At 32.0% G+C, this 19,864-nt stretch carries 13 protein-coding genes; all 13 read right to left on the reverse strand.

Annotated features, from left to right (window positions below):
* Position 1: 1 nt before the first annotated feature.
* Complete coding sequence (locus P0Y62_09160; GenBank protein ID WEK71721.1) at positions 2-1,129, reverse strand: glycosyltransferase; 1,128 nt, start codon at positions 1,127-1,129, stop codon at positions 2-4.
* Positions 1,130-1,190: 61 nt separating this feature from the next.
* Positions 1,191-2,231, reverse strand: coding sequence for a glycosyltransferase (locus tag P0Y62_09165; GenBank protein ID WEK71722.1), 1,041 nt, complete (start codon positions 2,229-2,231; stop codon positions 1,191-1,193).
* 42 nt (positions 2,232-2,273) lie between these two features.
* Complete coding sequence (asnB, locus tag P0Y62_09170; protein ID WEK71723.1) at positions 2,274-4,088, reverse strand: asparagine synthase (glutamine-hydrolyzing); 1,815 nt, start codon at positions 4,086-4,088, stop codon at positions 2,274-2,276.
* A 176-nt stretch (positions 4,089-4,264) separates the two neighbouring features.
* Positions 4,265-5,359, reverse strand: coding sequence for a glycosyltransferase family 4 protein (locus tag P0Y62_09175; GenBank protein ID WEK71724.1), 1,095 nt, complete (start codon positions 5,357-5,359; stop codon positions 4,265-4,267).
* A 300-nt stretch (positions 5,360-5,659) separates the two neighbouring features.
* Entirely contained in the window at positions 5,660-7,000 is a 1,341-nt protein-coding gene (locus tag P0Y62_09180; protein WEK71725.1) for a lipid II flippase MurJ, read from the reverse strand.
* Between the two features lie 210 nt (positions 7,001-7,210).
* A complete protein-coding gene (locus P0Y62_09185; GenBank protein WEK71726.1) occupies positions 7,211-8,317 on the reverse strand; it encodes an O-antigen ligase family protein in 1,107 nt (368 codons plus the stop codon).
* Between the two features lie 281 nt (positions 8,318-8,598).
* Positions 8,599-9,915: a nucleotide sugar dehydrogenase gene (locus tag P0Y62_09190; GenBank protein ID WEK71727.1), complete on the reverse strand. Its 1,317-nt coding sequence runs from the start codon at positions 9,913-9,915 to the stop codon at positions 8,599-8,601.
* Between the two features lie 7 nt (positions 9,916-9,922).
* On the reverse strand, positions 9,923-10,891 hold the full coding sequence (locus P0Y62_09195) for an SDR family oxidoreductase (protein WEK71728.1): 969 nt from the start codon (positions 10,889-10,891) through the stop codon (positions 9,923-9,925).
* A 96-nt stretch (positions 10,892-10,987) separates the two neighbouring features.
* A complete protein-coding gene (locus tag P0Y62_09200; GenBank protein WEK71729.1) occupies positions 10,988-13,357 on the reverse strand; it encodes a polysaccharide biosynthesis tyrosine autokinase in 2,370 nt (789 codons plus the stop codon).
* A 23-nt stretch (positions 13,358-13,380) separates the two neighbouring features.
* A complete protein-coding gene (locus P0Y62_09205) occupies positions 13,381-14,190 on the reverse strand; it encodes a polysaccharide biosynthesis/export family protein (GenBank protein WEK71730.1) in 810 nt (269 codons plus the stop codon).
* A 140-nt stretch (positions 14,191-14,330) separates the two neighbouring features.
* On the reverse strand, positions 14,331-16,286 hold the full coding sequence (locus P0Y62_09210) for a nucleoside-diphosphate sugar epimerase/dehydratase (GenBank protein ID WEK71731.1): 1,956 nt from the start codon (positions 16,284-16,286) through the stop codon (positions 14,331-14,333).
* A gap of 248 nt (positions 16,287-16,534) precedes the next feature.
* Positions 16,535-16,771, reverse strand: coding sequence for a hypothetical protein (locus P0Y62_09215; GenBank protein WEK71732.1), 237 nt, complete (start codon positions 16,769-16,771; stop codon positions 16,535-16,537).
* 9 nt (positions 16,772-16,780) lie between these two features.
* Positions 16,781-19,852 (reverse strand): putative Ig domain-containing protein, encoded by a 3,072-nt coding sequence (locus P0Y62_09220; protein ID WEK71733.1) that lies wholly within the window; start codon positions 19,850-19,852, stop codon positions 16,781-16,783.
* Positions 19,853-19,864 lie beyond the last annotated feature (12 nt).

Here is a 19,864-nt window from a genome sequence, read left to right on the forward strand (position 1 = left end):
ATTATTGTAAAATATTAAAATTTAATTGTTTATAAATTGTTTCTAAAGAAAAGTCAAGTGATCTTTTAAAACTGAGTCCGGAGTATTGCTTTCTTTTTTCCGGATGATGGTATAAAAATGAAATTGCTTTTGCCAAACCAATACTATCATTTACATTCACAAGTATTCCGAATTTTGCTTCAGCAAAGTTACCTTGTGCCACCTGAATATTTTCCCCATTATTCAACAATTCCAACGGTCCTGATTTACAGTTTGTAGAAATAACAGGCAGTCCCATTGCCATTGCCTCTAATAGGGCATTAGGAAAGCCTTCTGAGTCTGAACTTAAAATAAAAAAATCTGCTTTTGCTAAATATTTATTTACATTATTTGAATTACCAACGAGGTTTATATTTAATTTCCCAACATAATACTCTAATTTGCTTCGCAAGTGTCCCTCCCCGACAATTTCTAGAAAAATATTATCTTTTTGTTCTAACAGCTGTATTGCTTTAGGAATTAAAACTTGGTTCTTTACCGGTATTAAACGGCCAACTGTAACAATCCGCAATTTATCATCATTAAGTTCATACTGATTATGAGACATTATATTGACAGGATTATAAAGTACTTTCATTTGATTTCTAACTCCAAAATTACTGAACAAATCATTGTTTATTTCTTTTGAATTCGAAAATACTAAATCTGCCAAATTATAATATTTTTTAATTAAAATTTTATAAAGCTCATATTTCAGTCTCGAAGATTTATATTCCATTGAAGGATAACAGCGTTCACTCAAAATAAACTTTGTATCAGGAAAGTGACTTTTTAGCATTCCATTAATTAAATTTGGCTGTAAAAGAAAAGACATTGAAGCAAAAGGTTTTTTCTTTTGTAACAATTTTCTATATAGAGCCACTATTTTTGGCAGCATTTTAATTCTCTCTAAAGCACCTAGAGCTTGTTTTGGAGAAGCCACCTGTACTTCAACTTCACTAGGTATTGGATAATGAAGATTATTAATCACCAGAAATAAGGTGACTTTATAATCTTTTATCAGCATTGGTAAAAGCAAACTAATTACTCTCTCTGCACCACCGCTTCCCATTGACATAGTAAATATTAAGATTTCTTTTTTGCTCGACATATTTAATTAATTGTGAATAAAAACCAATCAGAGACCGTACAAATGTTAGGTATGTAGTAAATTATACGGTTGATAATAAGTTTTCATACTGTCTGATGATATTCTCTGCATTAAATTTGGAAGTAACAGATTCAGCAACATCTTCTCGTTGAAAATTATTTATTTCCCTGATTTTCCTTAAAATTGTACAAAATTCGGATTCATTTTCTACAAGAAAGCCATTAGTTCCATTTTTTATAATTTCTTTTGTACCACCCGGTGCATTAAATGCTATTACAGGAGTTCCAACACTACAGCTTTCCAACACAGCATTGGGGAATCCTTCTACAAAAGATCCCTGTAAAAAAAAATCATGCTTTTTCAGTTCTTCTAAAACTTCTGAAGTATAAGATATAAAGTTAATTTTCTTATCTAAGCCATTTATTTTTATTTTATCTTTTATAATGTTTTCCTGAGGACCGGAACCAACAATAGTGTATGTAAAGTCATAATCTTTAATTTTTGATAACCCGTCGATTATTCTTAAATATCCTTTTTCCTCGCTTAACCGCCCAATTGTAATAAACTTTATTTCTTTTTTAGCAGCAGAGCCTTCAACTATTGCCGGAACATAAGTCAAAGGATTATTGATAACGACTAAGTTTGATGGTTTTAAGCCAAAATATTTAATACAATCCAAGCGCATGTCTTCTGACTGGCAAACAATCCTTGTTAAGCAGCCATACAAAACCCTAGTTAAACTCTTTAGAATTTTAGAATTAAAATTAGTAAACTGGTTCATCTGAGACATCACACTCGCTTCTCTACCAATAAACTTTATTTTTTTAAAGAAAACACTAAAAAGCCCCATTGCCAAATTTACGTGACTAATGGTGCTAAATACAATATCAGGTCGTTCAGTAAAAATGATCTTAAATAGAGGGGCTATTGAAGTAATCAATCTGTCTTTTTGCAAATATTGGGTATGCATAGAGCCTGTATCATAAACCGTATCTTTTTCAAATCCTAATACAATTAATTTTACTTCAAAAATATCTTCCCTCAGTTTTGCAGCAATATAAGAAATAACACGTTCAGCGCCTCCCGCCTTTAAATTGGGCAAAATAAATATTATTTTTCTCTTCTTGGAACTCAATTTATTAATTTATTTTTTTTTATAAAATCCAAATTCCTGATACCATTTTGATAAAATATAGACTCTCCAAATATAAGACGAGTAATCATGTTTACCTGCTAAATGTAATTTAAACATTTTCTTAAATTTTTTTACATCCAGATTAGGAACCTGATTTAAAAAATCATCCTGTAAGTTATCTACAAATTCCTGTTTCAATTCAGTACGTATCCATGTACCGATAGGAACAGCAAATCCGCGCTTAGGCTGGTCAAAAACTTCTTCTGGTATATACTCTTTCAGAATATCTCTTAGCATTCTTTTTTTTCTACCCGGTACATATCGATAATCAACCGGTAATGTTCTAGCAAACTCTATAATCCTATAATCTAAAAATGGACTTCTTACTTCAACAGAGTAAGCCATACTGGCTCTATCTACTTTTACATTACTGTCATTTTCTAACCAAAGTTTAATGTTTAAATCTGCGGTTCTTTGAATTAAATCATTTGACAATACTAACGAATTTTTATAAGGTTTTAGCCAATTCAAATTACGTTTCTTAATTAAGGAGTTATAGCCAATAAAAACTCCTTTAATAAAATCATTATCAATTTTCGTCCTTAAGATTCTTTTAAAAGGTTCTGTCCTTTTACCAATGATATTTCCTACTAGAAATAAAGAACAAAAATAACGAACTGTAAAAGGTATCTTTAGTAATTTTCGAAATTTCACTACCCAATCGAAATGATTATATCCTAAGAAACTTTCATCTCCTCCATCTCCAGAAAGTGCCATCGTAACATGTTTTTTTGTTACTTTATTGAGCAATAACGAAGGTAATGCAGAACTATCTGCGAAAGGCTCGTCATACACTTCAATCAATTTCGGGATCATTTCCAGGATATCTTCAGGGCGGCAAATAGTTTCAGTATGTATAGACCCCATAATGTCTGCATATTGTGAAGCTATTTTACTTTCATCATATTTCGGATCATCAAACCCAATAGAAAAAGTTTTTATTTGATTCGTTGAAACTTTCGCAGCAATACTAGAGACAAGTGCAGAATCTATTCCTCCTGACAAAAAAGATCCGAAAGGTACATCGGATTGAAGTCTTATTTTCACCGCATCTTTCAGCAATGTGTGCAACTGATTTTTTGCTTCATCATAGGAAAGACCAGAATCTTTCACCTCCTTAAGGTTCCAATATTCTTTAATCTTTAACTCCGAAGTTTTTAAATCTATTATCAGGTTATTGCCGGGTGACAATTTATAAACATCATTATAAATAGTATAAGGACTTGGTATATAGGTACAGTCGAGAAATATTGATACAGCTTCTCGATTGATACTCTTATTTTCATGAATGGGTCTGAGCTGGCTGCAAATTTCAAATTGACCATCTTTCCAATAATAATAGAAGGGTTTAACTCCCAAACGATCTCTCGAACAGAATATTTTGTCGGTTTCGGCATTGTAAATAGCAAAAGCAAACATCCCATTCAGTTTAGGAACAAGAGATTCGCCCCAATGTTCATATCCTTTTAATAAAACTTCTGTATCACCAGTAGTTTCAAAAGAATATCCACACTCTATTAGCTCATTTTTTAAATCTTGAAAATTATAAATCTCCCCATTAAAAACAATTGTAAGATGTTTATATTTCATAGGTTGATGAGACCTTTCTTCTAAGTCTAAAATAGAAAGCCTGAGATGACCAAAAATCAAATTATTATCAGCCGTAACTCCTGTATAATCCGGGCCTCTGAATTGTATCGTCTCTAACTTCCCCTGTATAGCCTTCTCGGTAAAAGGTATGTTTGTTAAATAAATACCGCACATTTTTTATTATTTTATTATTTTATTATTTACTTTTTTATAAAATTAAGATCTAATATAAAATTAAATCATTTCTACGTCTGGTTCTAAAGCCTCATCATAATTTTGGCAATAATCAAAAGCCCTTAAACAGAGAAATACATTTGTTTCTTAATTTTGCCGTGACTTTCATAAAATATCTACAGTATTTTTTGAATTTGGACTTCCCATAGCTTTTTCACTTCAGCCATACTAAACTTTTTGGTAGAGGCCATTGCCTTTTTACTAAATTGATCACAAATATCAGGATTATGCATAAGAATAGATAATCTATCTTCTAATTGTTCTATATTACCCATTTCTATCAGATAGCCATTTTCATCATTTAGTATAATCTCAGAAGGTCCTGATGGGCAGTCTGTTGAAATACATGGTAGTCCAAAAGACATTGCTTCAAGTAAAGCATTCGGAAACCCTTCCGAATTTGAAGTAAAAGCAAAAATTTTAGCCTGATTGTAATAGTCCCAAACATTTTGCACATTTCCGACAAAATCGACCCTGTGATCTATTCCTAAAGATATGACTAGTTCCACATACTCATCTTTCAGAATACCATCTCCAACTATTACTAATTTCCAGCCATCAACGTTTAAATTAGCAAATGCTTCGATCAACATTTTCTGATTTTTATTTGAATCTAAACGGCCTACAGTTAAAATAATATTTTCTCTCTCTTTGTAAACCAATCTTGAAGATGAAACTGACTCATCAATCGGATTAGGAATAGTAATAATCTTACGATTTGAAATAATGTTCTTATAAAAATCATTAATGAATTCTGTTTGAACAACTAATCCATCAGTTAGATGATAAGTTAAATTTCTCAGATTTCTCCAGAAAAAATTTGGTACATAAACCTTTGGATTATTCCTTTCACTGATGATATTAGGTATTCTTAAGAAATACGCACATAATACAGTAATAATATTTACATTGGTTGTAAAGCCAATTAAAATATCTATTTTATTTAATCTTATAATTTTAACAACCTTTTTTAAAAGGAAAAAATTATTTCTGATCGCTTGAAAAAAAGAGACACTATGCGAAAAAGTGTCTTGCAAATAAATTAATTGTACATTATCATTTACTTTATAAATAGCTTTAGCCTTTGTAAAGGCAATTAAAAAGACATTAAATTTATCTGAAAACTTATTGGCTAGCAAAACGCCAACCCTTTCAGCACCGCCAGCTCCTAAACTTGGTAGCAGAAAAGCAATTTTCTTCTTGGACCTCATTTATTTAAATTTATTAGGAAATATCTTGAGAAAGATTTCATAGTATAAATAATATAAAGGTTCTTACTGAAAATAGATCGCATGAATGTTAAATATAATATTTTCTTCAATTTTATTAGAAATTTTATTACAAAATGATGAACAACAATTATAACAATCCCCATTTCGTATAATATCATCAAATGACATTATGAACTAAACTCTCAAAGCTCTTTTTTCTTTCTCAACAATAATCACAGTATGCATCTTATTTAAAATAAAGCTTTAAAGATTAAAAAATAACATACTCGATCTTAAAACTTATGCAGAATCCATCTTTTTTTGATATCTAAAAAAAACAAACAATACTCCGAAATTAACAATATACACTATAGCCGTAGCCAATGCCAAACCATTAATTTCATAAAACTTTACAAAATAAACATTGAGAATGACATTCAAAACTAGATTCAAAACCGAAGCATAAAACATATAATTGTTTTTATTTATACTGGTAAGAAACTTTATTATGATTATTGATGAAACATAAAAAGGGATATATATCAATAGTATCTGCTGTATTCTCGCTACTCTAATAGTATCGTTAGACGTAAAATTACCTTTTTCAAAAAGTACAGATACAATATTCTCTGAAAAAATAAATAAAATTCCAATAAATAGTAAAGAAAATAAAAATGTATATATAATAGATTTATTTACCACTTCATATGCTTTGGTACGATTATCATAAGCCAAATTTGAAAAATAAGGTAACAAAACATTACCTAAAGCAATAATCAGAATTGTTACCAAAAAAGAAGGAATTTTTTGTCCATAGTTAAATGCAGAAAGAGAACCGACCATTAATTGAGCTGCAAAAAATTGATTTACAAAACCTGTTGAACCTGTCAAAAAACTTGATCCTACTTTAGAGGGAATCTGTTTAAACAAAATAATAACATTATCTGATCTGAAATCTGGCTTGGATAGTTTCGTTGTATTTTTATAAATTGAAATAAAAAGTAAATAAACAAATTCTAAAAAACTTCCTAGAAGCATACTGATAGAGAGCAAAAGCCACCCCATTTTATTCTGAAAGAAATATATGTTTACTAAATAAACCAATGACGTAATTATTGGATAAATAGTTGAAAAGCGAAAAAGCCCATTTATTTCCAGTACGCCACTCAATAAAGAAGAAAATGACCAAAAAAATATACAGGGTAGTAAAATGTAAAATTGAATTCTAATCAAATGGTAATACTCAGCAGAATGTCCACTAAATAAATCTTCAATAAAAAAATCTGTAAACCAGTAAGCGATAAAAGACAGTACTAAGGCCATACAAAAAGTAAAAATAACACAAGTACTATAAAATGAGGAGATATCTTTACCTTGTCTCATTTCCATAATATAGTTTGGAATAAATATATTCTGAAAAGATGACATGAAAACATTATTGACAAAACCAGGAACCAAAGAAGCCATAAAAAAAGTATCTATAACTTCTGAAAGTCCAAAAGTTCTTCCAACCTCCATCTCTTTTAGAAATCCGACTGATTTCACTATCAATGTTACCAAACCAACAAGAATAACATTGAAAAACATCGGTTTTTTTAAAACAGTTAGAATATATTTATTTATTCTGTATAATAATTTCATAATAATTTCATCACAATTGATTCTCTTTCCTCAATGTATACTCTGAATGAGTGAGCAAACCTACAATAATATTTGAGATACTTATCATATAAGGATATGTTTTTCTTTAAATCTTAAAATCAATCGATTTATATTATTTTATATGATCTTTTGAATAATTATTTTACGATCTAAGAAAAACACAATTCCTATCTTATATTATTTAAAAACTTAATTTAAATTCCTTTTTATTTTTTTCTGTATTTTCACAAATAGCCACAAAGAAATAAATAGAATTAAATAATTATCAAAATAATTATGATTTGTTAGCATATACATGAATAGAGAAAACGACATTAAAAAAAAGATTGGCTCATCTCTAAATATTTTAATGCCTTTTACCATAAGGGTCCCATAAATCCAAATGAAACATAAGAATGCAAAAATTCCTGATTCCCCTATTATCATTAACGGCGTATTATGAACTCCCATTTTGACAATTCCTGTCTCTCCTGAACCGATTGTTTCTCCAGAAAAAGATAAATAACCATTTCCAAATAATGGCCTCTCAAAAATCTTATCATAATAAAGGGCCCAAGTTTCGGTTCTGGAATCCTCTTCCATATCACTATTTATTTTACCATCTAAAATTGCTGAAAAAGCTTCTAATCGTCTTGTGTTGAAATCAAATTTATCTCCGAAAGAGAGAAAAAAACTAAATAAGATTATCCCAAGAAGAATTTTGTAAGCATTTTTATAACTTACCCACAACGAAACTACATTAATAATAACCCAAAGCAATAAAAAAGTTCTAGAGAAAGTAACAAACCCGGCTATGGAAAACAATATTTGTCCTATTATCCGGAGTCTTTTGTTATTGATGGAAAAACTCAGACAATAACCTAAAATACAAATTAACCCTGCAGAATTCGGATTCAAATAAAAACCACTAAATCTGCCTCCAATATCTTTTATAAAAATTGACTCAAATAAGATACTTAAAGCCCCTAACAACAATACAATGTATATATCCTTGTTTGTGGTATCTTTTACCAGCTTAATACTCAATATTATAAAAATAAAATACTTAATAAAGGTTACTATAAAGCCTTCGGTATCTTGGGCATCCACCAATACTGAAATTAGAAAGTATAAAATTCCTAATATAATAAAAGGACTTGTAGATTTTACTTTTTTATTTAATAAAAAATATACAATAATTAGAAGAAAAGTCCCATAACTTAAAAGTGTCCCAGCCATAGAGTCAACATTGACCAAAGCAAAACTGGGGAGATTCCAAAAAATTAACAGTAAAATAATTAATTTTAAATACTTCATCCCGGGATGTCCTTTTTTTGTTGATACAGTACAGACATAAGTATATTTGATATTAAAAAAGCATTTTTATTAATTAAAATAATAAAGTATTTAAAATATTTATTAGTCTATACATGATAATACAGTTTATAAATAATCTAATATTAAGATGATCTATATTAAAATTTCCTAAACAAGAAGATAGTCAAAATTAATATTATTTTTTACAAATAGTTTATGGCAAGATTTATAAATGATTTTTAAATACTTTATAAAAAGGGATTATAGAAATATAAATTTATTTACAGCTTGCCATCAACTTCGTGATGAAGGATTCCCTTCACATCATATAAAATGGATGTTTCCCTCTGCAATAATTTCAGATCCAGATTCATAAACTCCTTATGTGCTACTCCCAACACCACAGCATCAAATTTATCCGCAGGTAGTTGGTCTGTTGTAATCAAGTTATACTCATGTTCCACTTCCTTAGGATTAGCCCAAGGATCATAAATAGAAACCTTAATTCCGTAGTCAGTTAGAGCCGAAATCACATCTACAATTTTTGTGTTACGAACATCCGGACAGTTTTCTTTAAAAGTAATTCCCAGCATAAGAATTTCCGCACCATTAACGTTGATATTTTTCTTAATCATCGTTTTTACAACTTGTGATGCAACATATTCTCCCATTGAATCGTTCAGTCTTCGTCCTGCCAAAATAATTTCCGGGTGATAGCCAAACTCCTGTGCTCTCTGCGCCAAATAATAGGGATCAACACCAATACAGTGCCCACCAACCAGTCCTGGTTTAAACGGTAAAAAGTTCCATTTAGTACCAGCCGCTTCTAATACAGCATGAGTATCAATATCAAGTAAATTAAAGATCTTAGCCAATTCGTTTACGAAAGCAATATTAATATCCCGTTGAGAATTCTCGATTACTTTAGCTGCCTCGGCTACCTTAATTGTAGGTGCCAAATGAGTCCCCGCAACAATTACAGACTTATACAAATCATCAACAATCTTTCCAATTTCTGGTGTGGAACCAGAGGTTACTTTTAAGATTTTCTCTACTGTATGTTGCTTGTCTCCAGGATTGATTCTTTCCGGTGAATACCCTCCATAAAAATCTTGATTGAACTTTAATCCTGATTGTTTTTCTACTACAGGAATACAATCTTCTTCTGTTGCACCAGGATAAACAGTAGACTCATAAATAACAATATCTCCTTTTTTTATGACTTTACCCACTGTTTCACTTGCCTTTATAAGTGGCGTTAAATCAGGACGATTGTTTTTATCAACAGGTGTAGGAACAGTGATTATATAAATATTTGCTTCAGAAATATCGTCTAAAGTTGAGGAACAAAATAAACCATTTTTTTGTTGAATCGTTGAGTTGTTTAGTTGTTGAGAAAACGGGTTTTCTTTTACTAAAACCGATTGGAGAACATCGTCTTCGACCTCCAGTGTAAGATCTTTACCAGAATTAAGTTCTTCAATTCTTTTTTGATTAATATCAAATCCTACTACAGGATATTTTGTCGCAAATAAACGCGCTAAAGGTAAGCCAACGTATCCTAATCCTATAACCGCTATTTTATGTTGAGTATTCATGTATGTATTATTTTAAGTTTTCCCAATACCATTGTACAGCCTCTTTTAAGCCTTTATCAATCGTATGTGTGGGTTGGAATGTTAATAATTTTTTTGCTTTTTCTATAGAAGCCAATGAATGCGGGATATCCCCTTGTCGATTTGGACCATATATTATCTCAATATCAGCAATTTTTTCATCGAAGTTGCTCAAATACTGTTTTAAGTATTGAACCAGATCATTCAATGTTGTTCTGTCTCCAACTGCCGTATTATATACTGTATTAATTGCGTCTTTATTTTCTGTTAACATTGCCAATTCATTCATTTGAATCACATTGTCTATATAAGTGAAATCACGAGAGTAATCTCCAGTTCCGTTGATTACAGGTGATTCGTGATTCACTAATTTTTTTACAAATAAAGGAATTACCGCTGCATAAGCTCCGTTTGGATCCTGACGACGACCAAATACATTAAAATATCGTAACCCTATGCATTCTATTCCATATGTCTTAGAAAAAATATCTGCATATAGTTCATTAACATATTTTGTAATTGCATATGGTGATAGCGGCTTACCGATCACTTCTTCAACTTTAGGCAGAGATTCAGAATCTCCATACGTAGATGAAGAGGCAGCATAAACAAAACGTTTAACATTAGCATCGCGAGCTGCTGTTAACATGTTTAGAAATCCGGATACATTTACCTCATTACTTGTAATCGGATCTTTAATGGAGCGAGGTACCGATCCTAAGGCAGCCTGATGCAAAACATAATCTATTCCTTGAACCGCCGTATGACAGGTTTGCAAATCACGAATATCTCCTTCAATCAATTGGTAATTCGGGTTTTGAAGAAAGGATTCTATATTATGACGGTGCCCGGTTGCAAAATTGTCTAAACAGCGCACTTCATATCCTTTATTTAAAAAATATTCGGTAAGATTAGAACCAATAAATCCGGCTCCTCCCGTTATTAAAATTTTTTTCATTTATGTTTAACGTTCTTATATTTCTTAATTTAACTTTTTGATTCTACTTGGAATAATTTATACCAAGAACCTACTAAAAATGGTGATTATTATAAATTAATTCATCAATTTTTTCCACCAAGATTTTTTAACATCTGCATTATAACCGTAGCCGTATTTATACCCATAGCCATAGCCACTATTCATTTTTGATACATCATTCAGAACAAATCCAACATTATGAATCTTTTTGTCCTTGATTTGATGATTGGCAAATTTAATTAGCTCTTTTTCTGTATGTCCTGATCTTGTAACATATACTGTAACGTCTGCTACATCCGCAATCAAGAAAGAATCTGTTACCAGCATCAATGGTGCTGTATCTAGAATAATATAGTCATAGTGCGGTTTCAAGCTTTCAACCAATTCCTGATATCTGCCATTTGACAATAGTTCTGTTGGGTTCGGTGTAATAGCTCCTGAATAAATCACATCACAATATGGATTAAATGATGTTGGATGAATTATTTCCGCAGACTTCATCTGGTTATCATACATAAATTCTGAAAGCCCTATTAATCCTCGCCTACTTTCGTTATATCTTTGTAGTTGAGGATTTCTGATATCAGAACCAATAATAATTACTTTCTTTCTAGGGGTAGCCAAGGTTAAAGCTAAGTTCACCGAAGTGAATGTTTTCCCTTCTCCTTTCACTGTAGACGTAACGAAAATAACATTCCCTTTCTTATTTTTGGGTAACATAAAATTCAGATTGGTAATCAGAATACGAAAAGCTTCTGCCAGTGGCGATACATCATTCAACTGTACCAGCTCAGGATCACCTTTTTCCATTGATGGCAATTCACCAATCACAGATGCTCTTTCAGATAACTTTTCTATATCGTGTTTTGTCTGTACCTTATTATTAAACAGTTCTATTAAATAAATTATTCCAAATGGAATCAGTAAACCAATTATTAAGGCTGCCAAATAAATGATCATTTTTTTAGGAGAGACAGGAATAGGGTTTGTTAATGCATCATCTACAATACGTGCTTTTGGTGCTGCAATTGCCAATGAAATAGCCGCCTCTTCCCTTTTCTGTAATAATAATAAATACAACTGCTCTTTGATATTCTGCTGTCTTTCGATACTTCTGAATAACTTCTCCTGTACCGGTATTTTAGAAATCATCCCTGAAAGACGGTTCTGCTCCATCTGGATATTGGACCCAGTAATTTGTAACGCTGATTTGCTTTTCTGCAGGCTCGCTCCAATAGCAGTTCTCATTCCGTTGATCTGCTTAGTAATATCCTGTACCAATGGGTTTGCCGTAGTAGAATTCTCCAACAATCGGTTTCTTTCAATCACCAACTGATTGTATGCTGCAATATCTGAAGCTGTATTTGAATCTTTCAATCCTACATTTAATGGCAGTACCTGAAAATTTCCTTGTCTGTTCAAATAATTTATTAGACTATTCACCAATTCCAACTGTGATTCGTTCTCTAACTGAGTATCCCGAGTAGCAGCAACGCTTTTTAGTGAAATTTCAGCCTCAGTCTGAATATCAGCAATGTTATTTTTAACTTTAAAATCTTCTTTTTGATTTTCTACTTTCCCAAGCTCCTGCCCAATAAGCCTGATTCGTTCATCAATAAATGTTGCTGTTTTTTGTGCTTCGGAACCTTTATCATTAATTGCTTCCTTATTATAGTTAATTGCTAGATGATTCAGAATATTTTCTGTTTTTTCCGGAACAATATCATTCATTGAAATTTTAAGAACTGTTGCTTCTTTCTGTACCAAAGTAACATTCAACTTACTCAAAAGATTTCTTGTACGGTTTATTCCCGACATAAACTGTAAAGCATATTTTCCTTCATCTTTTGAAGTCTTTTCAAAATGATGATTTTTCTGAAAAATTACAATACAAAAAGGTAATCTTATTGCTTTATTGAAATCTGCATATATATCCTGCTTAAAAGATTCTGATTTTAATACAATACGTCCGTTTTGTATTGATGCCAATACTTGTTTGGGTGGATATTTAACCTTAGGAAATTCTTTAATCACTCTTACCGTAAACGGTGCTGTTTCTTGATATAACTCTGTATCCTTTATCTTTCCTTTGGCATAAATACTTGTTTCCAATCCCAGTTCTTTCACCACAGAGAGCATCAGCTTTTTGGATTTAAAAATCTCAATTTCATTATCTACTGAGTTAGTTCCCATTCCGCCAATCCCACTTAATTCTGAAATTACCGATAATTCCGGTTGTCCCGAACTAGATTTTTTAACTTCTTTAATAAGTAATGTCTCTTCCGTATTATAAACAGGAACACTATATCTTAAGAAAAACCAAGCCCCAATAATTGTTATAATAACTCCAATGATAAACCAATACCAACGGTGCAGATAAGGTTTAATTAATTCCCTCAAGTTTAAAGACTCTTCCTGATTCTGATCCAAATAATTCTGATCCACTATAAATGATTAGGTGTGTAAAATTAATTTTTTGTTAATGCTAAAATACCGATTGCTAAAGAAGCAATAACAGATGCAATAGATATATATAACCCAGTATTCGGATCTACCCTTGCCGCTTTTTCTCTGTTGGCATTTGGCTGTACATAAATGATATCGTTCTGTTTTAAATAATAATATGGAGAGTTGATGAATTGAGCACTTGTAAGGTCAATCCTTTCTTTGGTAAACTGGCCATCAATATTTCTTACCACCAATACATTAGTTCTGATTCCAAAAGCCGTAAGATCTCCAGCTAATCCCAACGCACTTAACAAGGTAGCATTTCCATCAGGAACCAAATAAGTTCCCGGCCTTGCAACTTCTCCTAATACAGAAACCCTAAAATTGATAAGTTTGACATCTACTACAGGATCTTTGACATATTCGCGAATTAAATCTGTCAGTTTCAGTCTGAATGTTTCCAGATTTTCATTTTTGGTATTTACCTTTCCTATTTGCGGAAATACGATATTCCCATCAGTATCAACGTTGTAGGTAGGCCCCGAAACAGGAATCTGTTGAGGAAGATTATTGGAACTTGGAGTAGAATATTGTGTAATTGTAGTACCCGATGAATATGTCTGATTAAAAGGCTTGACCACATCCATGTCTTTTGCAGAAACCGTAATCAGCAATTGGTCTCCAGGCTGCAAAGTACTTCTGCTATTCTTAATGGAATTATCTAATGCTAGGTTTTCAATATCTTTCATATAGTTGATCTCCTGTCTTGTTCCACATGAAAACAATAACACCGACAGCACAGCGCCCCAAATACAATTTTTCCAATTCATTCCTAATATATTTTTCACAAAAATATGATTATTATTTTTTAAACTAAAATCTTAATTTTATTTTTTATTAACACTAAAGTTAGTCGCTAAAGAATTAATTTTATTATAATTCGCGAATTTATATTTTCTGTCAGCTAATATTATGGAATGATAAATTCTTCATTTTTAGCATCTAAAATTTCAAATTCTGAATTGTTGCTTATAAATTCTGGAACTATGACTTTCAATATTCTAACAACCTCTAATCTATCTCTTTTAACTGCTGATTTGATAATTTGTAAACACAGCAAATTAATCTTTTCAAAACTTATGCTAGGGTCTTTAGAAATCATAATTTTTTCGTGATGGGTAGAAACTGTAGTTGCATTATCGCTCAACAATTCTTCATATAATTTTTCCCCTGGTCTTAAACCTATAAAGCTAATCTTAATATCCAAATCAGGAGTATATCCCGACAGTTTTATCATTCTTTTTGCCAGATCTAAAATTTTAACAGGTTCACCCATATCAAAAACATAGATTTCACCTCCATTACCCATTGTACCAGCCTGTAATACCAATTCACATGCTTCAGGAATTGTCATAAAGTAACGAATAATATCAGGATGGGTAATCGTAATTGGACCTCCTTTTTCAATCTGTTTTTTAAAATGAGGAATTACCGAACCATTTGATCCCAGTACATTTCCAAAACGTGTTGTAATAAACTTAGTGGTATTATCTTCAGAATTTTGTAGAGACTGTACAAAAAGTTCTGCTGCTCTTTTTGATGCCCCCATCACATTTGTAGGATTCACCGCTTTATCTGTAGAAACCATTACAAAACGATTGACTTTATATTCTTTGGAAAGTAAAGCAACATTTTTAGTTCCTAATACATTAACAAAAATTGCTTCGTGAGGGTTATCCTCTATTATGGGTACATGCTTGTAAGCCGCAGCATGATAGACCATTGAAAACTGATGGTCTTTAAATATTTTTTCTAGTCTATATTTATTTGAAATATCCGCCAGTACAAATTTAAAGTTCTGATTCGGGAATTTCTCCAGCAATTCTAATTCAAGTTCATACAAAGGAGATTCAGCCTGATCAAGAACTACAATTAAAGAAGGACTAAATTGAGCTACTTGTCGTACAATCTCGCTTCCGATAGATCCCGCCCCACCTGTTACTAAAACATTTTTGTTAAAATGCCTTTTTTTCACTTCTTCATTTTCAATTTTGATAGGTCTACGGTTTAGCAAGTCTTCAATCTGAAGCTGACGTATCCCACCTACTAAATCAGAATCTCTCATTTTACTCAATGAAGGTGCTTTCAAAACTTTTAAACCATTATCCAATGCTAAAGTCATCCATTCTTCAAGTTCCTGCTTGGTCATGATTTCCTTAATAATCAATACCGCATCAAACTTTCTGATTAAATTTTCGTTTTTAAAAAAATACTCCTGATTATAGATTTTATGCCCTAATAACATTGCACGGTTGGAATCTGAGCGCTTTGTCAGAAAACCATATAATCTGTAAGGATAGCTAGGATTATGCATAATAGCTCTCGCTACCGAAACCGATGCATCCCCCACTCCTATAACAGCAACCTTTACTTTATATGAAAACCCTTTATAATCAATCAACATATTGAAAAACTGTTTTGTTACCATTCTAAAAAAGAACATCGCAGAAACAGAAATAAAAAAGTAGAGAAACAGATTAGGATAAAGATAAGGAGCTTTTCCAAACATTGTTTCTGAAAAATAATTAATAACCAATAGAGAAACTAAAGTGCTTCCAGAGGAAAACATAATCTTAAAGAAATCAAAAAAAGTTGAATGCCTTATAATACCCGCATACGTTTTAAATACAAACATAAACAGTACATTAATAAAAAGTACTACACTTATTTTTTGAAATGTATATTCTGGAAAACTGTCTCTTACATGGAGCTTCTCTAAAAACAGAGAAGAAAGCACTATAGAAAACAGTACAATAAGAACATCTATGACAATAACTAACCAACGAGGGACATATCTCAACTTGGTAATCTTCAATATGTTATCCCCATCGTACAGTACCCTAAAAGCATCAAGCAGCTTTTTCATTCAACATCAATTGGTTTTATAATTTTGGGACAAAGATAATAATATTATTCATTCTTATCACTTAGTCTTGAATTTATTTTTCATTTGGTAAATATTACTTTAAAAACAATCAAAAAAAACTATTTAGCAATAGAAATATATCTCTATGCCAGCAATTTAATCATTTATTTCAATTACTATTTTTTCAGCAAAATAATAATGTTATATAAAAATCCCGAAGCTAATCGGCTTCGGGATTAAATATGCTGTTAAAAAGAATCAACTGTTTTTTTGCGTTTAGCGAAAACAATCGCCATTCCTATAGCTGCTGCTATTAAAAATGGAATTTGCTCATCTATTGGTGCAGAAGGATCTCCGGGGTCAGCCGGACTTTTTCCCACTTCTGATGTTTGTGATGGTTCATCATATATATAAGGATTATCTGAATGTTGTGCAAAACTAAGACCCGAGAAAACTATCGAACTTATAATTAGTATCTTTTTCATATTTTTTTCTTATTTAATTAGTTTTTTTGTATACTCTTTACCTCCCGATATTGCTCTCAAAATATACATTCCTTTTATTTCTAATTTGAATTTAGCAAAACTCGCGTTAGGTTTTAATTCTACTATTTTTCTACCTGAAGCATCAAATATTTCTATTTTCTCAATGTTTTTAGAGTTTCTTGCTACGAAGTCTTCTCCATCTTTATATACTTCAAGAGTTGTTTTTTCAATTTCCTGTGTTGCTAAAGCTCCAAATTTGTATACAATTTCGAATCTGTTCGTAAATTCACCTGTGTTAGCTGAGAAACTATAATTTCCGTTTTGAAGATTGGTATAAATACCTAATTCTTTATCATGAAGATAAATTGCCTGCCCGTTATTGAAAATACCTTCTTTTTGAGTCAGTGAAATCACAAAGTTACCCGCCTCAAAATGTTTATTTCCTAATGGCACAACATCATCAATGGTAAATGGTGCTTTTCCTTGAATTACCAGTTTTTCAGTACCCACAGTACTATAAAAAGCATCTGATCCGATTCCCATGGCTCTTGAATCAAACTTATCAAATGTATTCTGTGCTCCTGCCTCATAATTAACAGCCAAAGAAGTATAACTTCCATAAGGTGTTGCCAATTTTAACCAATACTTACCTGTATCATTACCATTTAATTTATTAAATGTATTTCCTGTAGTGGAAATTCTCATTGCGTTGGTAAATGTTGCTGTAGTTCCTGTTGCTTCAACAATAAAACCTTGTCCTACTGCTGCCGAACTTCCTGAATGTGATGCTAAAGAAGACGGAGCTTCTGTCCAGGTACCAGATCCTGCCGCATTATATGTAGCATATCCTACATTGGTTGTTGTATTTCCTGTTTGTGTGGTTACATTATTGCTTGTATTATCCCAGAACCAGAATGTAGAATTCACAGAAGAAGAGTTTGCATTATAAAATGCATTCAGGTCAAGATTCGACGGATATGGATTTCCAATCAAATTATATTTGTTTGTGGATGTATTATTTAATGTAACAGCTATATTTCCATTATTTGGTTGTGCAGTAGCACCTCCAAAAGTAGCTATAGCATTTGCTGAAGGCATTTTCACTGAATAACCTACTCCAGGTGTAGAAGCTGTAGGATTACTCAAAGTTGTGTAAAAATCTGTTGCACTATCATAAGTCATTACATACTGAGGTGTAGATGTATGAATTCCATACATATTTTGAGAAACCGTTGGCGACGCCCAGAATACATATTTGTTAGCTGCACTTGTAGTGTTTTTCAATACATTAAAAGCTCCTGTATTAGTTAAAGTAGAACCATCTCTTTGAATAAAGTTTCCTCCGTTTTCTACCGTAACTGAAGCTGCACCAATAGTATTCCCAGAAGTAATTTCCAAGACACCCCCATTTTTAATAGTAATATTTTTAGCAGTGAAAGCCGGTTGTGAAGTTGTTGAATATACCCCTGTAATAATAACATCTTTATTTCCTGGATTTCCATTTGACCATGCAGAGCCATTCCAAGTTGTAGATTCAACCATTTTGTAAAGCTCTAAATCAAAATAAGCGAATCCATCAACATTGCTTGTAGCATATTTTCCAAATATGGCACCATTGTAAATCAAAGCTCTAGTTATATCCGCTTGACTTGTTAATCTAAATAAGCTCGAAACCAAACTTACTCCCCATTTTTGTCCATTCCCAGATACTGAAGCAACTAATGATAAATCTGCATTACCAGTACCTGAATTGGAAACATATCTATTTGCTGTTTCATTAAAAATTGTTTTAATATTTCCTGCATCAGTTTGTACCTTCCAAACAATAGACGTTGCTGGATTGGCAATTTGATTACCTACAACACTAACTGTAGTCGCCTGCAACTTGTTACTTGCAACTGTTGTATTCATAGCATTTGTTCCGTCGCCTACAACTACATAATAGCCATCTGCTAAATCTGCTAAGGAAGTAATTTTCTCAAATCTTCCCACTCCATTATAAGTTACTGGATCATTGGTGACCGTTAAAACAATTTGTTGACTGAAGGCATTCCAATTATTATCACCAGCTTGAGTAGCTGTAATATTTGATGTTCCTACGCCTGTAATTGTGATTGTATTTCCTGAAACCGTTGCCACTGAAGGATTCGAACTTACATAAGTTACAGCCAAATTGGCATTTGTTGTATTTGCCGGGAATGTAAAAGGAGTATTACTCAAATATTTTGATTGATCTACAAAACCTGTTAATATTTGTGTTCCTTTAGCAATTGTAAAGTTAATTGTGGCAGGTATAGAAGTTCCTGCTCCATTTGTAGCTGTAATATCTGTTGCAAAAGTACCTGCCGTTGTAGGTGTCCCAGAAATAAGCCCGCTAGTTGTATTCAATGAAAGCCCTCCAGGTAAATTGCTTCCGCTAGCTACGGCATAAGAACTTGGCGAATTTGTTGCCTGTATTTGATAAGAAAACGCAGAACCTACGTTTCCAGTTTGATTACTCCCTGTTACAATAGGAGCAACAGCAGGAACTTCTTTATATAAGTATACAGAAGATTGCCCTGAGTTGTAACAAGAAAATAAGCCACTAGTATTATTATATCTTAAAATATTATTACCAACGCCAGATTGGCTAGTCATTGTTGCAGCATTACCACTAGCTGCAATTGTTATTGTCCAAGTTGTAGACGTAGATTGATTCTTCAAATAATTACTACTATTACTTGCCGCATATAAATATCCTGAATTTGCCGCATCATAAAGCGTCCAAGCTCCAGACGTTCCACCAAGTGTAGTTTCATAAGGATTACTTTGATCTGAAGATGTTGAAGCAACATTAGTTGTTATTTGCAATGATGAATTAACTGTAACTGCAGCTTGGGGTCTATTGTTTGTATTTTGATACCCCAATGCATAACCTGCTCCAGCTGTTCCTCTACTTACTACTAAGTATTTACTTCCAGCAACTAAGTCAGCCGTACTTGTTACCAATTGATAAGTTTTCTGCCCCCACGTCCAAACCGAAAAGAGCGCCATCAAAAATGCTAAAGTCATCTTTGACAGAGGTTGTAATTTTGAAATCATAGTTTTATTTTT

The organism is Candidatus Chryseobacterium colombiense (assembly GCA_029203185.1).
GTDB lineage: Bacteria > Bacteroidota > Bacteroidia > Flavobacteriales > Weeksellaceae > Chryseobacterium > Chryseobacterium colombiense.

Coding starts and splice junctions, on each gene's coding strand:
- P0Y62_09220 (WEK71733.1), bottom strand. CDS start 19,852: ATGATTTCAAAATTACAACCTCTGTCAAAGATGACTTTAGCATTTTTG.
- P0Y62_09175 (WEK71724.1), bottom strand. CDS start 5,359: ATGAGGTCCAAGAAGAAAATTGCTTTTCTGCTACCAAGTTTAGGAGCT.
- P0Y62_09185 (WEK71726.1), bottom strand. CDS start 8,317: ATGAAGTATTTAAAATTAATTATTTTACTGTTAATTTTTTGGAATCTC.
- P0Y62_09205 (WEK71730.1), bottom strand. CDS start 14,190: ATGAATTGGAAAAATTGTATTTGGGGCGCTGTGCTGTCGGTGTTATTG.
- P0Y62_09190 (WEK71727.1), bottom strand. CDS start 9,915: ATGAATACTCAACATAAAATAGCGGTTATAGGATTAGGATACGTTGGC.
- asnB (WEK71723.1), bottom strand. CDS start 4,088: ATGTGCGGTATTTATTTAACAAACATACCTTTTACCGAGAAGGCTATA.
- P0Y62_09195 (WEK71728.1), bottom strand. CDS start 10,891: ATGAAAAAAATTTTAATAACGGGAGGAGCCGGATTTATTGGTTCTAAT.
- P0Y62_09210 (WEK71731.1), bottom strand. CDS start 16,286: ATGAAAAAGCTGCTTGATGCTTTTAGGGTACTGTACGATGGGGATAAC.
- P0Y62_09160 (WEK71721.1), bottom strand. CDS start 1,129: ATGTCGAGCAAAAAAGAAATCTTAATATTTACTATGTCAATGGGAAGC.
- P0Y62_09180 (WEK71725.1), bottom strand. CDS start 7,000: ATGAAATTATTATACAGAATAAATAAATATATTCTAACTGTTTTAAAA.
- P0Y62_09215 (WEK71732.1), bottom strand. CDS start 16,771: ATGAAAAAGATACTAATTATAAGTTCGATAGTTTTCTCGGGTCTTAGT.